A 15,620-nucleotide genomic window follows, 5' to 3' on the forward strand; every position below is an offset into this window, starting at 1 on the left:
ACTCCCCCATGGCCCGAAAGGCAAGGGGGACCCCCTTCGCGTTGCCTCCCTCCTCCGCGTTGCAGCTGCACGCACCCGGCCCCGCTCCTTCTCCCACCCCCCCATGTGCCGGTCGGTCCAACGCGGCACTGGGGAGGAAGCCCCCCGGCCGGAGGTGTTGCCAGATGCACCTCCGGCCGGGGGCCCACGCCGCTACCGGCGCCGCGCGCGGCCGCATAGCTTCGTGGTCATGGACGACAACAGCCTTATGAACCGCACAACTTGGAACACACGAAACCGCGCCGCCCGCCGCGGTCTGGCGGCCGCCACCGTATTGGTCCTCGCCGCACTCGGCACCGCACCGGCCGTGGCCCAACAGTCCACCGGCGCACCCGAGTCGCCCCACTCAGCCGCGGCGCACGGCAGAGGGACCCTCCTGGACATCACCCCTGTGGCCGACCTCGGTCGTGCCGACGTCGCCCGCTTCCTCGCCTCGGGAGGGATGGACACCGACACCGTCCGCCACGGCCTGCGGGCCTACCGCCTCACTTACCGCACCATCACCCCGCAGGGCGCACCCACCATCGCCACCGGCCTCCTCGCCCTCCCCAAGGGCGGCCCGCACCGTCTGGACCTGGTCTCCGACACCCACGGCACGATGGCCCACCGCGACTACGCGCCCTCCGTCGGCGAGGACTTCGGCCGCTTCGCTCCCTACCTCCACGCCTCGGCGGGCCGTGCCGTCGCCGCCCCCGACTACCTGGGCCTCGGCAAGGGGCCGGGCCGTCACCCGTACATGGACACCAAGTCCTCCGTCACGGCCTCCGTGGACATGCTGCGGGCCACCCGCACCGCCGCGCTGCGCCTGGACCGCCCGCTCACCGGCGATGTGTACGCCAGTGGCTTCTCCCAGGGCGGCCAGGTCGCGATGGCCCTGGGCAAGGCCCTCGACAGCGGCGTCGACCGGCACTTCAGGCTCCGGGCCCTCGCCCCCGTCTCCGGGCCGTACGACATCGAGCACGCCGAGACACCCGGCCTGTTCGACGGCAGCGTCAACGACACCAGCGGCATTTTCTACATGACCTACTTCCTCACCGCGCAGAACAGGCTCCACCCGCTCTACAAGGACCCCTCCGAAGTGTTCCGGGAGCCGTACGCGGGAATCGTCGACGACCTCTTCGACACCAACCACACCGAGGAGCAGATCATCCCGGCGCTGCCCGCGACGCTGAAGGAGCTGCTCACCGACGACTACTACCGGCAGGTCCAGCACCCCACCGGCGCCCTGCTGGCCGCGGTGCGCGCCCAGGACGGCAACTGCGCCTGGAAGCCGGGCGTTCCCGTGCACCTCTACTCCTCGTCCGGCGACACCGATGTGCCGATCGCCAACGCCCGTAACTGTGCCGCCGATCTGGCCGCACACGGCGTCGAGGCTCCGGTGACCGACCAGGGTTCTGCCGGCCACAACGCCACGTACATGAAGTCGGGGCCGCAGATCGTGCGCTGGTTCGACACGGTCGCCGCACGGCGCTGAACCGTGCGCCCCGGTGGCATGGCCCCGGCCGGGAGACCGGCTGGTGCCATGCCACCGGGGCGACGGACGGGTGTGCCCGCTCAGTACGGCACGTGGGTGGGGAAGGTGGTGGTGGGGGCGAACAGTGCGGCGTATCCGTCTTCGTGCTGTCGGCGGTGCCGCCCGGACCGGCTCACCTCGGCGACCGGGGTCGCGAGCGTGAGCAGTCCGTCGTTGGCGAGCTCCTGAACGCGCATCAGCAGCGCCCGTACGTCCAGACCGAGTTCGGCGGCGACCGTCTGCACGTCGAGGCCGGACTCCCAGCTCCACAGCAGCACGGAATCCATGCTGGGCGACCAGACGACCGTGTTCTCCATCTCGACGGGCGGCAAAGGAGGAGGGGGCGGGGCCGGGGCCGGCGGTGGCGTGTCCAGCGGCGGAACGATCACCTCTTCGTGCGGGTGAGGCACGGGGATCTCGGGTGCGGGTTCGGCCGGTGCTTCCCTCGTCGCTTGCGGGGGCTGGCTCAGGAGTTCCTGGGCAAGGGACCGGGCGTCACCGCGGCCCACCGTGCGTCGCGCTAATCGCACTTCGCGTTCGTTGAGGCCCATCATGTCTGCGATCGAGCCGTCGTCGCCGACTGTGACGGCGAAAGCCGCAAGCGTTCGGCTCCGCTCCGCCTGCGCCTCGTCCAGCAGCGCCTGCGCCAGACGCATGCGTTCGTCGCTGGCGCAGAATGCTTCCGCCAGTACGGTGTTTCGATCCCAGAAATCTCGAGGTTCCACGTACGTGACAACGCTTCGGCGGCTGACGGGAACGGACACCCAAGCAAAATGCGCCTAAATGGACCAACGGGTTATTAAGCTGGCCAAGTTATATGAAGTAGATCGTTTGCCAAGTGTTGACCCGCGTCAGGGCGTGGCGAAGGCCCCGACCGGCGGTCGGGGCCTTCGTGCGAGCTCAGGGAGTGTCGGCTCAGTACCAGTGGTTGGCCTGCCAGAACGACCAGGCGCCGCACGGGCTGCCGTAGCGGGAGTTCATGTAGTCCATGCCCCACTTGATCTGGGTCTTGGCGTTGGTCTTCCAGTCGGAGCCGGCGGAGGCCATCTTCGAGCCGGGCAGGGCCTGGACGAGGCCGTAGGCGCCGGACGAGGCGTTGGTCGCGCTGGGATTCCAGCCGCTCTCGTGATGGACGATGTTGCTGAAGCACTGGAACTGTGCGGCGTTGCCGATCATCGACCTCGCCGCGTCCTGCGCGCCTGCCGCGACGGCGGTCGGCGCGGTGGCCGGTGCGGCCATGGCCGGGGTGACGCCGAGGGCCAGGCCGGTGGTGCCGAGAAGTACGGCGGTGCCGGCGACGGCGGACTTGCGGCGGGCGGTGCGGGGCAGGGCCAGGATGTTACGGGCGAACGACACAGGAGTCCTAACGTCGGGTACGGGGGAGTCGCGGGCCGATCCGGATCGTGCGGTGGTGCGGGTGGAACGGTCTCGTCCGACCGCGGTCCGTTTCGGTGGACCAGGCGGTGCTCGGCGACGGGCTCCAGTGTTAGCGGCGCCGTTCAGCCGTGGCAATGCCCCCCGATACGAGCCCGCTTCGCACCCGGAGGCGGAGGTCTCGAACCAGCTGAATTGCCTCAAAGGTGTCGTAGCAGGTCAGGGGGCATATGGGGTAGTTCGCACCGAGTGGGTGCGGCTACTACCCCGGGTCGTGGAGGGGCCAGGCCCTGTGGGAGGCCTCACTTGCCGGGGGCGTCGAATGTGACCTGGGCCTCGAAGGCGGCGCGGCGGGTGGCCCGGCGCAGCGCCTTCAGCAGCGTCGCGCCGATGGTGAGGGTCAGCACCAGGGTGAGCACGGCCCGGCCCAGGTCCCAGCCGAGCGACGTGGCCGTGCAGTACGCGAGGAAGCGGACCAGGTTCTCCGGCAGCGGGTCACCCGGCTGGAAGGAGATCCCCGAACCGAGTCCGGGCACGATCGTCCAGCCGTACAGGTTCATCACCGTGCCGTACGCGAACGACGCCACGAAGCCGTACGCCGCGAGCATCAGCAGCTCGGCCCGCCCGCGCAGCCGGTCCGGGCCCGGCAGCAGGCCCGCGCCCATCGCGAACCAGCCCATCGACAGCATCTGGAACGGCATCCACGGCCCCACCCCACCGGTGAGCAGCGCGGACGCGAACATCGTCACCGAGCCGAGCACGAAGCCGAAGCCGGGCCCGAGCACCCGGCCGCTCAGCACCATCAGGAAGAACATCGGTTCCAGCCCCGCCGTGCCCGCGCCCAGCGGACGCAGCGCGGCACCGACCGCGGCCAGCACCCCCAGCATCGCCACCGCCTTCGCGTCGAGACCGGAGTCCGCGATCATCGCGACGACCACGCCGACCAGCAGCGGCAGCAGCGCGGCGAACAGCCACGGCGCGTCCTGGGAGTGCGCCAGACCGGAGTCCGCACCGGCCAGCAGCGGCCAGCCGAACGCGACCACACCGATCGCACTGATGAGGACGAGCGCGGCGATCGCACGCGGTCCGAGACGTACCGGCCGGGTCCCGCGCCCGCTCATGACGTGGCTCCCAGCGCGCCGCGCACCTGCGTCACGGTCAGCCACTCCTGCGGGGCGAGGATCTTCGCGGTCTGCGGCGCGAACGCCGGGGAGGAGACCACCACCTGCCGGGTCTCCCCGTCCGCGACGGTCTCCCCGTCGGCGAGTATCACCACCCGGTGCGCCAGCTCGGCGGCGAGCTCCACATCGTGCGTGGCCAGGACGATCGCATGCCCCTCGGCCGCGAGACCACGCAGCACCCCTACCAGTCGGGCCTTCGCCGCGTAGTCCAGCCCGCGGGTCGGCTCGTCCAGGAGCAGCAGCGGGGGCCTCGCGGTGAGCACGACGGCCAGGGCGAGCGCGAGGCGCTGCCCCTCGGAGAGATCGCGGGGGTGTGTGTCGTCCGGCACACCGGGCAGCAGCTCGGAGACCAGGGCCCGACAGCTGCCCGCTGCGGCGCCCGCGTCGGCGTCGGCCGCGGCGCACTCGGCGGCGACCGTGTCCGCGTACAGCAGATCGCGTGGTTCCTGCGGTACGAGGCCGACCCGGCGCACCATCTCGCGCGGCGGCGTACGGTGCGGGGTCCGGCCGCCGACGAGGACGGTGCCCGTGGTGGGCTCGACCATGCCGACGAGCGCGGCCAGCAGGGTGGACTTGCCCGCGCCGTTACGGCCCATCAGGGCGACGGTCTCGCCGGCGGCGACGGTGAGCGTCACCCGGCGCAGCGCCTCGACGCGCCCACGCCGTACACCGAGACGCTCGACCCGGGCCGTGGCATCGGCGACGGGCCCGGAAGCGGCGGTGGTGGTCTGTGCGCCGCGGCCCAGCAGCCGGGCGAGGGCGCCGCGCCGCGCGGGGGCGGTGGGCGGCGGGGCCACCACGGTTGCGTGGGACGGCGCGGACGACGGGGCGGGCGGCCGTGCCTGCGCCAGCCGCTCGCGAAGACCCGCCGCCCGGCGCCGGGCGTCGCGGACCGAGAGCGGCAGCGGCTCCCACCCCGCCAGCCGGCCCAGCGCGACCACCGGCGGGTGGACCGGGGAGACGGCCATGATGTCCGCGGGCGCGCCCATGACCGGTGCGGCGCCCGGCGACGGCAGCAGGACGACCTGGTCCGCGTACTGCACCACCCGCTCCAGCCGGTGCTCCGCCATCAGGACCGTCGTACCCAGGTCGTGCACCAGCCGCTGCAGCACGGCGAGGACCTCCTCGGCCGCCGCCGGGTCCAGCGCGGACGTGGGCTCGTCGAGAACCAGGACCTTCGGGTGCGGGGTGAGGACCGAGCCGATCGCGACCCGCTGCTGCTGCCCGCCGGAGAGCGTGGCGATCGGCCGGTCGCGCAGCCCGGCCAGGCCCAGCAGATCGAGGGTCTCCTCGACCCGCCGCCGCATCACATCGGGGGCGAGGCCCAGCGACTCCATCCCGTACGCCAGCTCGTCCTCGACCGTGTCGGTGACGAAGTGGGAGAGCGGGTCCTGGCCCACCGTGCCGACCAGATCGGCCAGTTCGCGTGGTTTGTGAGTACGCGTGTCGCGGCCGTCGACCGTGACCCGGCCGCTCAGCGTGCCGCCGGTGAAGTGCGGTACGAGACCGGACACGGCGCCCAGCAGTGTCGACTTGCCGACCCCGGACGGACCGACGAGCAGTACCAACTCGCCCTCGGGAATGGTCAGATCGACCCCGGAGAGGGTGGGGCGCTCCGTCCCCTCGTACTGCACCGAGACGTGCTCGAACCGGATCACTGGCTCTCCTTGGAGTTCGGGGCGCCCACCGGGGGCGGCACCGGCGCCACCACCGCGGGCAGCAGCCCGATCAGCACCGCCGCCGCGGGCCACAACGGAAGCACCGGTGCGACCAGCGGTACGACCCCGGGGCGCAGCGCCTCCCCGTCGACACCGCCCGCCCAGATCATCGCCACGGCCACCGTGACCCCCGAACCCGCCACCAGCCAGGCCCGCGCGCCCCACCGGTCGGGCCGGTAGCGGGTACGGACCGAGCGGGCCCCGCCGAGTCGCAGTCCGGCCATCGCGGCGACGAGCCCGGCGATCAGCAGCGGCAGGCCGTACACCGCACCCTGCGCGGCCAGCAGACCGTACGTACCCGCGCACACCCCGAGCAGCCCGCCGAGCGTGAGGACGTTCGTGGTGTGCCGGACGGCGGGCGGGACCTGTGCGGTGCGCCCGTATCCGCGCGCGTCCATCGAGGCCGCCACCGCGACCGACCGCTCCAACGCGCCTTCCAGGACCGGCAGTCCGATCTGCAGGACCGCCTTGATGCCGCCGGTCGGGCGGCCCCGCAGTCGCCGTGCGGTGCGCAGCCGGGCCACATCGGCGACCATGTTCGGCGCGAACGTCATCGCGACGACGACGGCGACCCCCGCCTCGTACAGCGCACCCGGCAGCGACTTCAGCAGTCGGGCCGGGTTGGCGAGCGAGTTCGCCGCACCGACGCAGATCAGCAGGGTGGCCAGTTTCGCCCCGTCGTACAGCGCGAAGACCAGCTGTTCGGCGGTGACCCGTCCACCGATCCTGACGCCCTTCGCCCAGTCGGGCAGTGGCACCTCGGGGAGTGTGAACACCGGATGCGTACCGGGGATCGGCGAACCGAGAAAGACGGAGAAGACCAGCCGCACACCGACGACGAACAGTCCGATCCTGATGAACGCCCCGTACGAACGGGCCCACGGCGCATCCGTACGGCGCGCCGCGACCACATAGCCCGCCACCCCCACCAACAGGCCGAGCAGCAGAGGATTGGTGGTCCGGGACGCGGCGGTGGCGAGGCCGAGCGCCCACAGCCACCAGGCCCCGGCGGGCAGGGCGTTGCTCCGGGTCGCCCCGGGGGCGCGCAGCGGGCGGCGCAGCCGGACCGGGCCGGTGGTCGAGGCGGTCATCCGCGGCGGCGGCGGGCCTGCACGACTGCGGCGATGCCGAGGAGAAGAACGGCGCCGACCCCGACCAGCACCCCGGCGGACGGTCCGCCACCGGAGCCGCCGGAGTCCCCCGAGCCGGCGGCGGAATCGGCCGGGGACGCGGATGCGGACGCGGCAGGCGCCTCGTGACCGTTGCCCGAGACCTGTTCGCCGCAGCCCGAGGCCGGATAGCCGGATATGGCACAGAGCAGCGCGTCGCTGCTGTAGCGCAGCGGCTTGGCCACCGAGGCGAGCGCCTCCGCGGTGCTCGCGTCCGGGGCGACTTGTGCGCACGCGGTGCGCAGCGCGGGCGGAGTCTCGCCGGCCGGGGCGTCCGCCGCCGTGCCCGGGTCGATGACCAGCGCGACCCGCTTGGTGCCGTCCTCGGCCGGGGTGTCCGCGCAGATCTTCGCGAAACCGGGGGAACGGCGCGGCCTCGCCGAGTCCTGGGAGTCCTCGCTCACCGAGAACCGGAAACCCTGCACCGCGCCGTCGTCCGGCCGGACCAGGGACGGGCCCTGGGTGGCGTACGTCCAGCCGGTGCCGGAGCCCTCCCAGAACGACCAGTACCGGTACCCGGCCGCCTGAGCCGTCCCCGCGCCGAGCACGGCCAGGACGGCGCCCAGGACCACCAGGAGAGCGGCGGCCCTTCCCGCCCGCCTCACAGCTGCTGGTTCTTCCGGCGGCCGCTGATCAGGAAGCCGGCGCCCGCACCGACGACGAGGCCGATGCCGACGTACCACCACACGCCGCCGATCACGTCGTCCCCGCTGTGGACCTGGTCCTTCTCCGTGGCCACGTACCCGGTGTCGGCGGACGGGTCGGGCGTCGTGATGGCCGCGGGGGCGGGACCGGTCGCGTTCAGCTTGCCGATCAGGTCGACGCCGCCGAAGTCGCGGGCGTCGTCGCCGGTCGCGTGCGCGGCGAGGGCGAGCTGAGCGTAGGCGGCGGGACCGTTCTGCTCGGCCCAGGCCCCGGAGTTCTTCTTCAGCCAGGCCACGGCCTTGGCAGCCTTGTCCTGGTGGCCCGCGGCCGACAGTGCGACGACCGCGTCCGCGGTGTTGCCGAAGTCGGGCTGCGGGGTGGAGTCGGTGGCGCCGGGCATCGGCGCCAGGCTGAGATGACCGCTGGTCGCGAGGGCGTCCGCGAGGAAGTGGGCGCCGTTCTGCGCGGCCTGCTCGGGCGTGAGACCGGACCCCGGGTGGCAGCTGGGCGCCTTGACCGCGGCGTTGTTCCCGACGGCCAGGGCCTTGCCCATCGTGCCGAGCACGGCGGCCGCGGTGGCGTCCGCGTTGGCGGCGAGCTTCCCGGCCTTGTCGGGCTGGTAGGCGAAGGCGCCGCCGTCCTTGCCACCGCACGGGATCGCGAGCTTGAGCAGCGGGTCGTAGGGGGTCTTGCCGCCGGGGGTCGTGATGTCGCCGAGTTGCTGCCCCTGCCGGGCAAGGGCGCCGATCACCAGGGAGGTGGAGTTGGCGTCACTGGGCGCGCCGGCGGTGTAGCCCCAGCCGCCGTCCTCGTTCTGTACGGACTTCAGCCAGCGCACCGAGTTGTTCACGATGTCCCGGTGCCCGCCCACCTCGACGAGCGCCTGGACGGCGGCCGCGGTGGCATTGGTGTCCAGCACGGTCTTCTCCGTGCACGGCTGGGAGACGTCGGGCCGGTACGCGGCGTAGGCGCCGTTGCCGCACTGCTGCGCGATCAGCCAGTCCACCGACTTCGTGGCGGGCGTGACCCCCTCGACCCGCTGGGCGAGGAAGGCCAGCGACTGCCGCCAGACACCGTCGTACGTGGGGTCCTTCGTCCCGTACAGCCCGGAAGGCAGTGCGGCGGACGGCGAGGGCGACGGGGACGGCGCTGCGACCGCGACCGGGGCAGCGGCCGCACAGAGCACGGTGGCGGTGGCGGCGAGCGTTGCTGCGCTGCGGCGTACGGTCATGGCGGGCGGGGCCTCTCCTGCGGGGGAACCGGGCACAGGCACGCTCAGGCACCAGGCTCCGGCTCCGTATACCTCGACGGTGCCGACCACCGGGGTTCCGGTGGTGCGAGCCGGTCACGACCGCGGACAGGGCATTCCGACTCACCGTCTCCTATGACGGTTCACGGCTGCGTGGTCAGTGCCGGATTTGCACCGGCTTCCCCCTGAACGGGCATGATGACGACTCGCCCACTGTACCGGGCGCGGTCGGAGCGGTTCCGGGCCGGGAGGAGCGCCACCGCCCGCCCTCCGGCCCGCTGGAGCGTGGGCCGCCTTCACACTGCGACGTACGTCACGGGCTCGCTCCCCGTCACGGCCTCCGCACGCCCGAGCTTCACCAGCCGCCGCAGATGAGCCTCGGCCTCCGAGACGGCGATGTTCCGGGAGCCGTTCGGGATCTGTTCCCAGGGCCGGTTCCACTCCATCCGCTCGGCCAGCTCCCACGGTGTCAGCGGTGTGGCCAGCAGCCCGAGCAGCCCGGTCAGCCGCTCCTCGTGATGGTCCAGAAGTTCCCGCACACGCCCTGCCGCGTCCGCGAACGCGTACTGGTGGGCGGGCAGCACTTCGGCGACCCCGAGCCTGCCGATGCGCTCCAGGGAGTCGAGGTAGTCCCCGAGAGGGTCGGTCACCGTCGCGTCGTCCGGGTCCTCGTACAGCCCGATGTGCGGGCTGATGCCCGGCAGCAGGTGGTCGCCGGAGAAGAGCCGGCCACGGCCCGGCAGATTCCTCGGATGTCCCTCCTCCAGGTGCAGGCAGACATGGCCGGGCGTGTGCCCCGGCGTCCAGATGGCCCGTAGCTTGCGGCCGGCCAGACCGAGGAGTTCACCGGGAACGATCTCCCGGTCCGGAAGCGCGGCCCGCAGCCCGGGCAGGGTGCGCATCCGGCCCCCCTTGGCCGCGGCCGCCCGCAACGGCGCGAGATGCTCCTCGGGCGCACCGACCGCGGTGAGCTTCGCCACGAGGTACTTCAGCCAGGTGCCTGGTTCCGACTTCCGGGTCCGGCGCACGATCGCGGTGTCCGCCGCGTGCATGGCGATCCAGGCGCCGGACGCCTCGCGAACCTGCCCGGAGAGGCCGTGGTGGTCGGGATGGTGATGGGTGATGACCACCCCGTGGATGTCCCCGATACCCACCCCGACGGCGTCGAGCCCGGCGGCGAGCGTGTCCCACGCCTCCGGATCGTCCCAGCCCGTATCGATCAGGACCGGCCCGCGATCGGTGTCGAGAACATGCACAAGAGTGTGGCCGAGCGGGTTGTCAGGGATGGGGACCTTGATGCTGTGTACGCCCCCGCCGTGGTCGGTCACCTGTGTCATGGGTCCCCATCTCTCTCGGCGACGTGCAGCTGTGGTGCGTAGCGCCCACTGTAACGAGAACTTGTTCCAGTAGTAGCCCCGGTCGACCATCTGTCAGGCGCGGTACGTGCTGCGCGCCGGAGGTGACGCGGGCCGGTCCGCCGGTGATCCGGGCGGGTGCTGTCGCAGCCGTGGACTCCTGGAACTGGAACTGGTATCAGTTCTGACACGGAGTCAGACAACGAGTCGGGTAACGCGCCGGGCCGCGGGAGGCAGCAGCCATGACCGAGCTTGTCGAACACGGAAAACTGTTCATCGGCGGGGAGTTGGTCGATCCGCTGGGCCGGGATGTCATCGAGGTCATCTCCCCGCACACCGAACAGGTCATCGGCCGGGTGCCGCACGCCTGTGAGGCGGACGTGGACCGGGCCGTCGCCGCCGCCCGGCGGGCCTTCGACGAGGGGCCCTGGCCGCGGGCGTCCCTCGACGAGCGGATCGAGGTGATCACCCGGATCAAGGACGCGTTCGCCGTGCGGTACGAGGAGATCGCCCGGGTCATCAGCTCGGAGAACGGCACCCCGTACACGTCCAGCATCATGGTCCAGGCGCTGGCCGCGATGATGGTGTGGGACGCGGCGATCACCGTCGCCCGTACCTTCCCGTACGAGGAGCGGCGGGACGGGGTGCTCGGGCCGCTGTTGGTGCGCCGGGAGCCGGTCGGGGTGGTCGCGGCCGTGGTGCCGTGGAACGTTCCGCAGTTCACCGCGGCCGCCAAGCTCGCGCCCGCGCTGCTGGCCGGCTGCTCCGCCGTGCTCAAGGTCTCGCCCGAATCGCCGCTGGACGCCTACATCCTGGCCGAGATCGCCGCCGAGGCCGGGCTGCCGGAGGGGGTGCTCTCGATCCTTCCGGCCGACCGTGAGGTCAGCGAGTACCTGGTCGGGCATCCGGGCGTCGACAAGGTGTCGTTCACCGGGTCCGTGGCCGCGGGGCGCCGGGTGATGGAGGTCGCCTCCCGCAACCTCACCCGGGTCACGCTGGAGCTGGGCGGGAAGTCCGCCGCCGTGATCCTCCCCGACGCCGATCTGGACGCGGCCGTCGCCGGCATCGTCCCCTTCGCCTGGATGATCAACGGACAGGCGTGTGTTGCCCAGACCCGCATCCTCGTCCCGCGCTCCCGCTACGACGAGATGGCCGAGGCGTTCGCCGCCGCGGCGGGTGCGCTGAAGGTCGGCGACCCGCTCGACCCCGCCACCGAACTCGGCCCCCTCGTCGCGCAGCGCCAGCAGCGGCGCTCGCTCGACTACATCCGGATCGGCCAGGACGAGGGCGCCAAGATCCTCACCGGCGGCGGTCGTCCGGCGTCCCAGGAACGGGGCTGGTACGTCGAGCCGACCCTCTTCGGCGACGTCGACAACTCCATGCGTATCGCCCGCGAGGAGATCTTCGGCCCCGTCATCTGCCTCCTGCCGTACAGCGACGAGGCCGAGGCCGTACGGATCGCCAACGACTCCGACTACGGTCTCAGCGGCAGCGTCTGGACCGCCGACACCGAACGCGGCATCGACATCGCCCGCCGGGTCAGGACGGGCACGTACAGCGTGAACACCTTCAGCCTCGACATGCTCGGCCCGTTCGGCGGCTACAAGAACTCCGGCCTGGGGCGGGAGTTCGGGCCCGAGGGATACGCCGAGTACTTCGAGCACAAGATGATCCACCTGCCGGCCGGCTACCAGGGCGGTGCGTGATGGGGGACCGCTGGGCCGTGGAGGTCGACCGCGGGGTCTGCATCGGCTCCGGGATGTGCGTGAACCACGCCCCGGACGGATTCGCGCTGGATTCCGCGCGGCAGTCCCATCCGGCGACCCCGGAGACCGACGCCAACGAGAAGGTCCTCGCCGCGGCCGAGGGATGCCCGGTCGAGGCGATCACGATCACACTGATCGACTCGGGGGAGGCCGTCTTCCCGCCGGAGGAGTAGAGGTCCTGCTCTCCCGCCCACCACCTGACGGGTGCCGAGCCCGGCACAGTACCCCGGACGCCTCGGGCGATGCGGGCGAAACGGGACGGGGCCCGCGCGGTCCGGTACGGGCGCGCCGCATCCACCTCTCACGTGAGTGGCCCGTACCGGAACGAAACCGGTACGGGCCACCTCGTCCACGTACTCCTGGGATCAGCTCAGTGCCTGGAAGTTCTGCCATCCCGAAGTGCCCACGGCGACTCCGCTGCCCGAGATGTTCGGGTAGAAGTAGAGCTGTCCGTCGCCTCCGGTTGCCCAGATGTCAACCTTGGCATCGCCGTCGGCATCGGGGACCGCCGTGACCAGCGGACGGTTGGCGCGGGTCCAGCCGGACCCGATGGCGACGGACGCCGGGCCGGAGCCGAGCCCTTCGCCGGAGTTCCCCTTGCCCTCGTAGAGGCGCAGTTCGCCGTTGGTCTTGTGGCGTGCGATCAGGTCGACATGGCCGTTCCCGGTGCGGTCTCCTGGTGCGACAAGGTCGTAGGTGGACCATGATCCGTCGCTGATCAGGACAGGGGCCCGGCTCTGGTCGAGGTAGAAGGAATCGGAGCCGAAGTAGAGCCAGAGCAGGTTGCCTTCCTTGACCAGGAGGTCCGGGTAGCCGGGTATGTCGATGGTGCCGTCGCCGTCGGTGTCGAGCGGCCCGTCGACATCCCCGATGGCGAGGATCTGATCGGCTGCTGCCCAGTGGTTGTTGGCCTCGTCCAGGACCTGGAGTTCCTGTGCGTCGATCTGACAGGACCGGGACTGCCCGTCTGCTTGTTCGTCACGGCTTGTGCAGGCGAAACCCACTCCGTTGTTGGGGAACGCGTACAGCGTTTTGCCCTCGTCCCCGGGCAGTGCCGCGATCAGGTCTTCGTATCCGTCGCCCGTCCAGTCGCCGCGGTGGGTGATGGAGGCTCCACTGAAGTCGGTGTTGCCTGCTGGGGTGGCTGTTCCCACGCGGCCGTTTCCCTGCCCTGGGTAGAGCCATAGTTCGCCATTGGTTCGCACACCGTAGAGGTCGGCGTTGCCGTCGCCGTTGAGGTCCCCGGGCTTGTCCGGCACGCCAGGACTGTTGGCATAGAACAGGTAGTACGCGCCGTCGGACCGGTTCTTGGCTGCGTCGAGGCTACGCACGTACAGCCTCTGTGAGCCCGCCGAAGGCGGAGTGAGCGTGATCTTGGCGTCTTTCTTGCCGTCTCCGTCCAGGTCGACCGTGGGTGTGACGGAGCGGATGGTGGGGTCCCAGTCGGTCCAGTACTCGTACGACGTCACGTCGTTGACGCCACCGTTGCCGATGATGAACGAGCCAGGCTTCCGGGCTTCTCCTGTCTGCTGCGGCCAGCCGTCCGAGCCGTCGGGGAAGTCGGTCGACGTGATGGTCGGCGGGGTACTCGGGCGGTTCGGGTCGAAGACGAACCGGCAGCCGGGCTGACCGGCGGCCGGAGTCCATGCGGACTCCGCCGTGGCGTCCTCTGCCCGGGCCTTCCAGGAGAAGTTGCCGTTGCCGGTGGCGAGGTACTTCTGAAGTGTGGCTTTGGGCACCTTGAGAGTCGCGACCTTGCCTGAGGTCGTTGAGACCTTGGTGCTCACGATCAGGACCCCGTTGGGGTCATCGTTGGGGTGATGGCCTGTGGCCCAGAGGTCGAACCGGGCCTTCACCGTGCCGCCGTCGGGGTCGCTGACCTTGGCGTTGAGTGTCACGTCCGTGTTGCCGATGGAGACGAACGGGGCAGAGGTCAGGCAGCCGCCCGAACTGGGGCTGGTATCCAGGCTGGTCGGGGCGTTGGGCACGGTGTTGTACTCGGTGGACAGCACGGCCGACTTGGCGTCGAACTTCTTCCAGCTGTACACGTCTGCCTCATTGGTCGCCTGCAGGCCGAGCGTGATGTTGGGCCATTTCTTGCTTGCGGCCTCCGTGACTCCGGATGTCACATCGAAGGCGAGATTTCCACCAGGGCAGGACGAGTCGTACCCCTTGGCGTCGGTCACGTCGTCCAGTTTCCTCTTCCAGAACGTTGTATTGTCCTGGCTCTTCCAGTTGGTGGACGTCGAGATGGAGCCGGTCAGCCAGATCTCCACCTTCTTCTTGGTGCACGACCACGACCAGGAGTTTTTGGCCCTGAACGTCGACTTGATGACCTGCTTCTTCGTGTTCCAGAGATTATCGGTGTCCATGCGGAACATGGAGCGCGCCAGTCCGTTGGTCACATTCTCATATCCCACGCGTGCGGTAGGTGTCGTCGCTCCGTCCCACCCCGCTCCATTGAAGTATCCGGTGGTCGGTGTCTTCTGGTAGGCGATTGTCCATGCCTCACGCGCTCCGGTGACGGCCGGATCGATGTACACGGGGTACTTCGTCTCTTCGCCCACGAGTAGAGACTGGTCCGGCGACAACGTCATCTGATCGTCGGCGACTCGGATGGGTATGACCGATTCGAGGGCGCCATGACCGGGCTCGAACTCGCCGTTCGACGCCGGCCCCCCGTCGGGCGGTGTGGCCGAGCGGGCTGCAGCCGGAGGCGTGGCCGTACTGCTGTCCCACATGCGTGGCGCGGGGGCGACGAACACCTTCTGGTCGGCGGGATTGACGGCAGTCAGGTTGCCGTCACCATCGGTCGTGACGTCCAGTCCGTCGGCGGCTATTCTCAGCCCGATCGACTTGAGCTCCGGATTGGCGGCCGCTTCGGCGGACTTGACGACCAATAGCTGACTGAAGCCGGAATTGTTGGCCTTGAGCTTCAGGTCCACCCCGGGCAGCACCTCGGGGTAGGTGGCTGTGTCCTCGGAAACCGTCGGTTTTGGCAATTCCGTGGGCCAGTTCAGGGACAGGCTCCGGCCGTCACGCACCACCGTGACCAATGGGCCGTTACCGCCGCCCGAGAAGCTCACCCCGACTGTGGTGGCCTTCGTTCTTATTCGTCCACCCGCTTCGAATGCAAGACCGGTATCGATGTCGACCAGCTTGTGGCCCTGCCGGGTCCACTGGGGCATTGCGTAACTGTCCCGAGTGAATGTCCCGGAAGGGTTCGCGAAGACCTGCGACGTCTCGGTGCGCTGAGACAGGACCTCCACTCGCTCCCCGGTGTCGGCCGCCTCAGCGAGAGCGTTTTCTTCCGCTTCGAACGACTCCGAGATCGGACCGCTGCTGGGCGGACCTTCGCTTGGTGCGGCCGTGGCGGTCTGCACATGTTGCGGAAGGGAAAGAGCAATCGTGAGCGCGAGCACCGTCGAAGCAACAGCGCCATTCGCTGCCCTTCGTCCTATTTTTTCATAATGTCCCATATGGGGAATCCCCTCCCGGTCTGATCGTGACGCACCTTAGATCGTGCGGGAATCGTGAGGAACGTGAATCCGGTGTTGCGTCGACGACACCGCTGAAATTGCCGGAAAGTTGACTCAATTTCATCTACCTAA

Annotated in this window: 12 protein-coding genes and 1 riboswitch; of the genes, 3 read left to right on the forward strand and 9 right to left on the reverse strand. The window is 70.4% G+C overall.

The window, feature by feature from the left end:
• Positions 1-229 precede the first annotated feature (229 nt).
• Complete coding sequence (locus tag ACIPEK_RS25030) at positions 230-1,513, forward strand: alpha/beta hydrolase (protein WP_401999982.1); 1,284 nt, start codon at positions 230-232, stop codon at positions 1,511-1,513.
• Positions 1,514-1,593: 80 nt separating this feature from the next.
• Here the strand turns inward: ACIPEK_RS25030 and ACIPEK_RS25035 are convergent, their stop codons facing one another.
• The 8 genes from ACIPEK_RS25035 to ACIPEK_RS25070 form a co-directional block, all read right to left on the reverse strand.
• The gene (locus tag ACIPEK_RS25035) at positions 1,594-2,208 is read right to left on the reverse strand and encodes a hypothetical protein (RefSeq protein ID WP_383069629.1); all 615 of its coding nucleotides are present in this window, start codon (positions 2,206-2,208) and stop codon (positions 1,594-1,596) included.
• 259 nt (positions 2,209-2,467) lie between these two features.
• Entirely contained in the window at positions 2,468-2,908 is a 441-nt protein-coding gene (locus ACIPEK_RS25040; protein WP_401999986.1) for a transglycosylase SLT domain-containing protein, read from the reverse strand.
• A 320-nt stretch (positions 2,909-3,228) separates the two neighbouring features.
• A complete protein-coding gene (locus ACIPEK_RS25045; RefSeq protein WP_401999989.1) occupies positions 3,229-4,047 on the reverse strand; it encodes an ECF transporter S component in 819 nt (272 codons plus the stop codon).
• On the reverse strand, positions 4,044-5,765 hold the full coding sequence (locus tag ACIPEK_RS25050) for an ABC transporter ATP-binding protein (RefSeq protein ID WP_401999992.1): 1,722 nt from the start codon (positions 5,763-5,765) through the stop codon (positions 4,044-4,046). Before ACIPEK_RS25050 ends, ACIPEK_RS25045 begins: the two co-directional genes overlap by 4 nt.
• Positions 5,762-6,916, reverse strand: coding sequence for an energy-coupling factor transporter transmembrane protein EcfT (locus ACIPEK_RS25055; protein ID WP_401999995.1), 1,155 nt, complete (start codon positions 6,914-6,916; stop codon positions 5,762-5,764). The genes ACIPEK_RS25050 and ACIPEK_RS25055 overlap by 4 nt, the downstream gene beginning before the upstream one ends.
• Positions 6,913-7,599, reverse strand: a complete 687-nt coding sequence (locus tag ACIPEK_RS25060; protein WP_401999998.1) for an SCO2322 family protein — start codon at positions 7,597-7,599, stop codon at positions 6,913-6,915. Before ACIPEK_RS25060 ends, ACIPEK_RS25055 begins: the two co-directional genes overlap by 4 nt.
• Positions 7,596-8,870 carry a prenyltransferase/squalene oxidase repeat-containing protein gene (locus ACIPEK_RS25065; RefSeq protein WP_402000001.1) on the reverse strand — a complete coding sequence of 425 codons (1,275 nt, stop codon included), beginning with the start codon at positions 8,868-8,870 and terminating at the stop codon, positions 7,596-7,598. Before ACIPEK_RS25065 ends, ACIPEK_RS25060 begins: the two co-directional genes overlap by 4 nt.
• Positions 8,871-8,977: 107 nt before the next feature.
• Positions 8,978-9,113: riboswitch (cobalamin riboswitch) on the reverse strand.
• 71 nt (positions 9,114-9,184) lie between these two features.
• On the reverse strand, positions 9,185-10,225 hold the full coding sequence (locus ACIPEK_RS25070) for an MBL fold metallo-hydrolase (RefSeq protein WP_402000004.1): 1,041 nt from the start codon (positions 10,223-10,225) through the stop codon (positions 9,185-9,187).
• A 260-nt stretch (positions 10,226-10,485) separates the two neighbouring features.
• Between ACIPEK_RS25070 and ACIPEK_RS25075 the strand changes: the two genes are divergently transcribed.
• Together ACIPEK_RS25075 and ACIPEK_RS25080 are read left to right on the forward strand one after the other, a co-directional pair.
• Positions 10,486-11,949 (forward strand): aldehyde dehydrogenase, encoded by a 1,464-nt coding sequence (locus ACIPEK_RS25075; protein WP_402000007.1) that lies wholly within the window; start codon positions 10,486-10,488, stop codon positions 11,947-11,949.
• A complete protein-coding gene (locus tag ACIPEK_RS25080; RefSeq protein WP_402000010.1) occupies positions 11,949-12,182 on the forward strand; it encodes a ferredoxin in 234 nt (77 codons plus the stop codon). The genes ACIPEK_RS25075 and ACIPEK_RS25080 overlap by 1 nt, the downstream gene beginning before the upstream one ends.
• Positions 12,183-12,374: 192 nt before the next feature.
• Here the strand turns inward: ACIPEK_RS25080 and ACIPEK_RS25085 are convergent, their stop codons facing one another.
• On the reverse strand, positions 12,375-15,197 hold the full coding sequence (locus tag ACIPEK_RS25085) for an FG-GAP-like repeat-containing protein (protein WP_402000013.1): 2,823 nt from the start codon (positions 15,195-15,197) through the stop codon (positions 12,375-12,377).
• Positions 15,198-15,620 lie beyond the last annotated feature (423 nt).

Origin of the sequence: Streptomyces sp. NPDC088246 (genome assembly GCF_044741025.1) — a bacterium.
Taxonomy (GTDB): Bacteria; Actinomycetota; Actinomycetes; order Streptomycetales; family Streptomycetaceae; genus Streptomyces.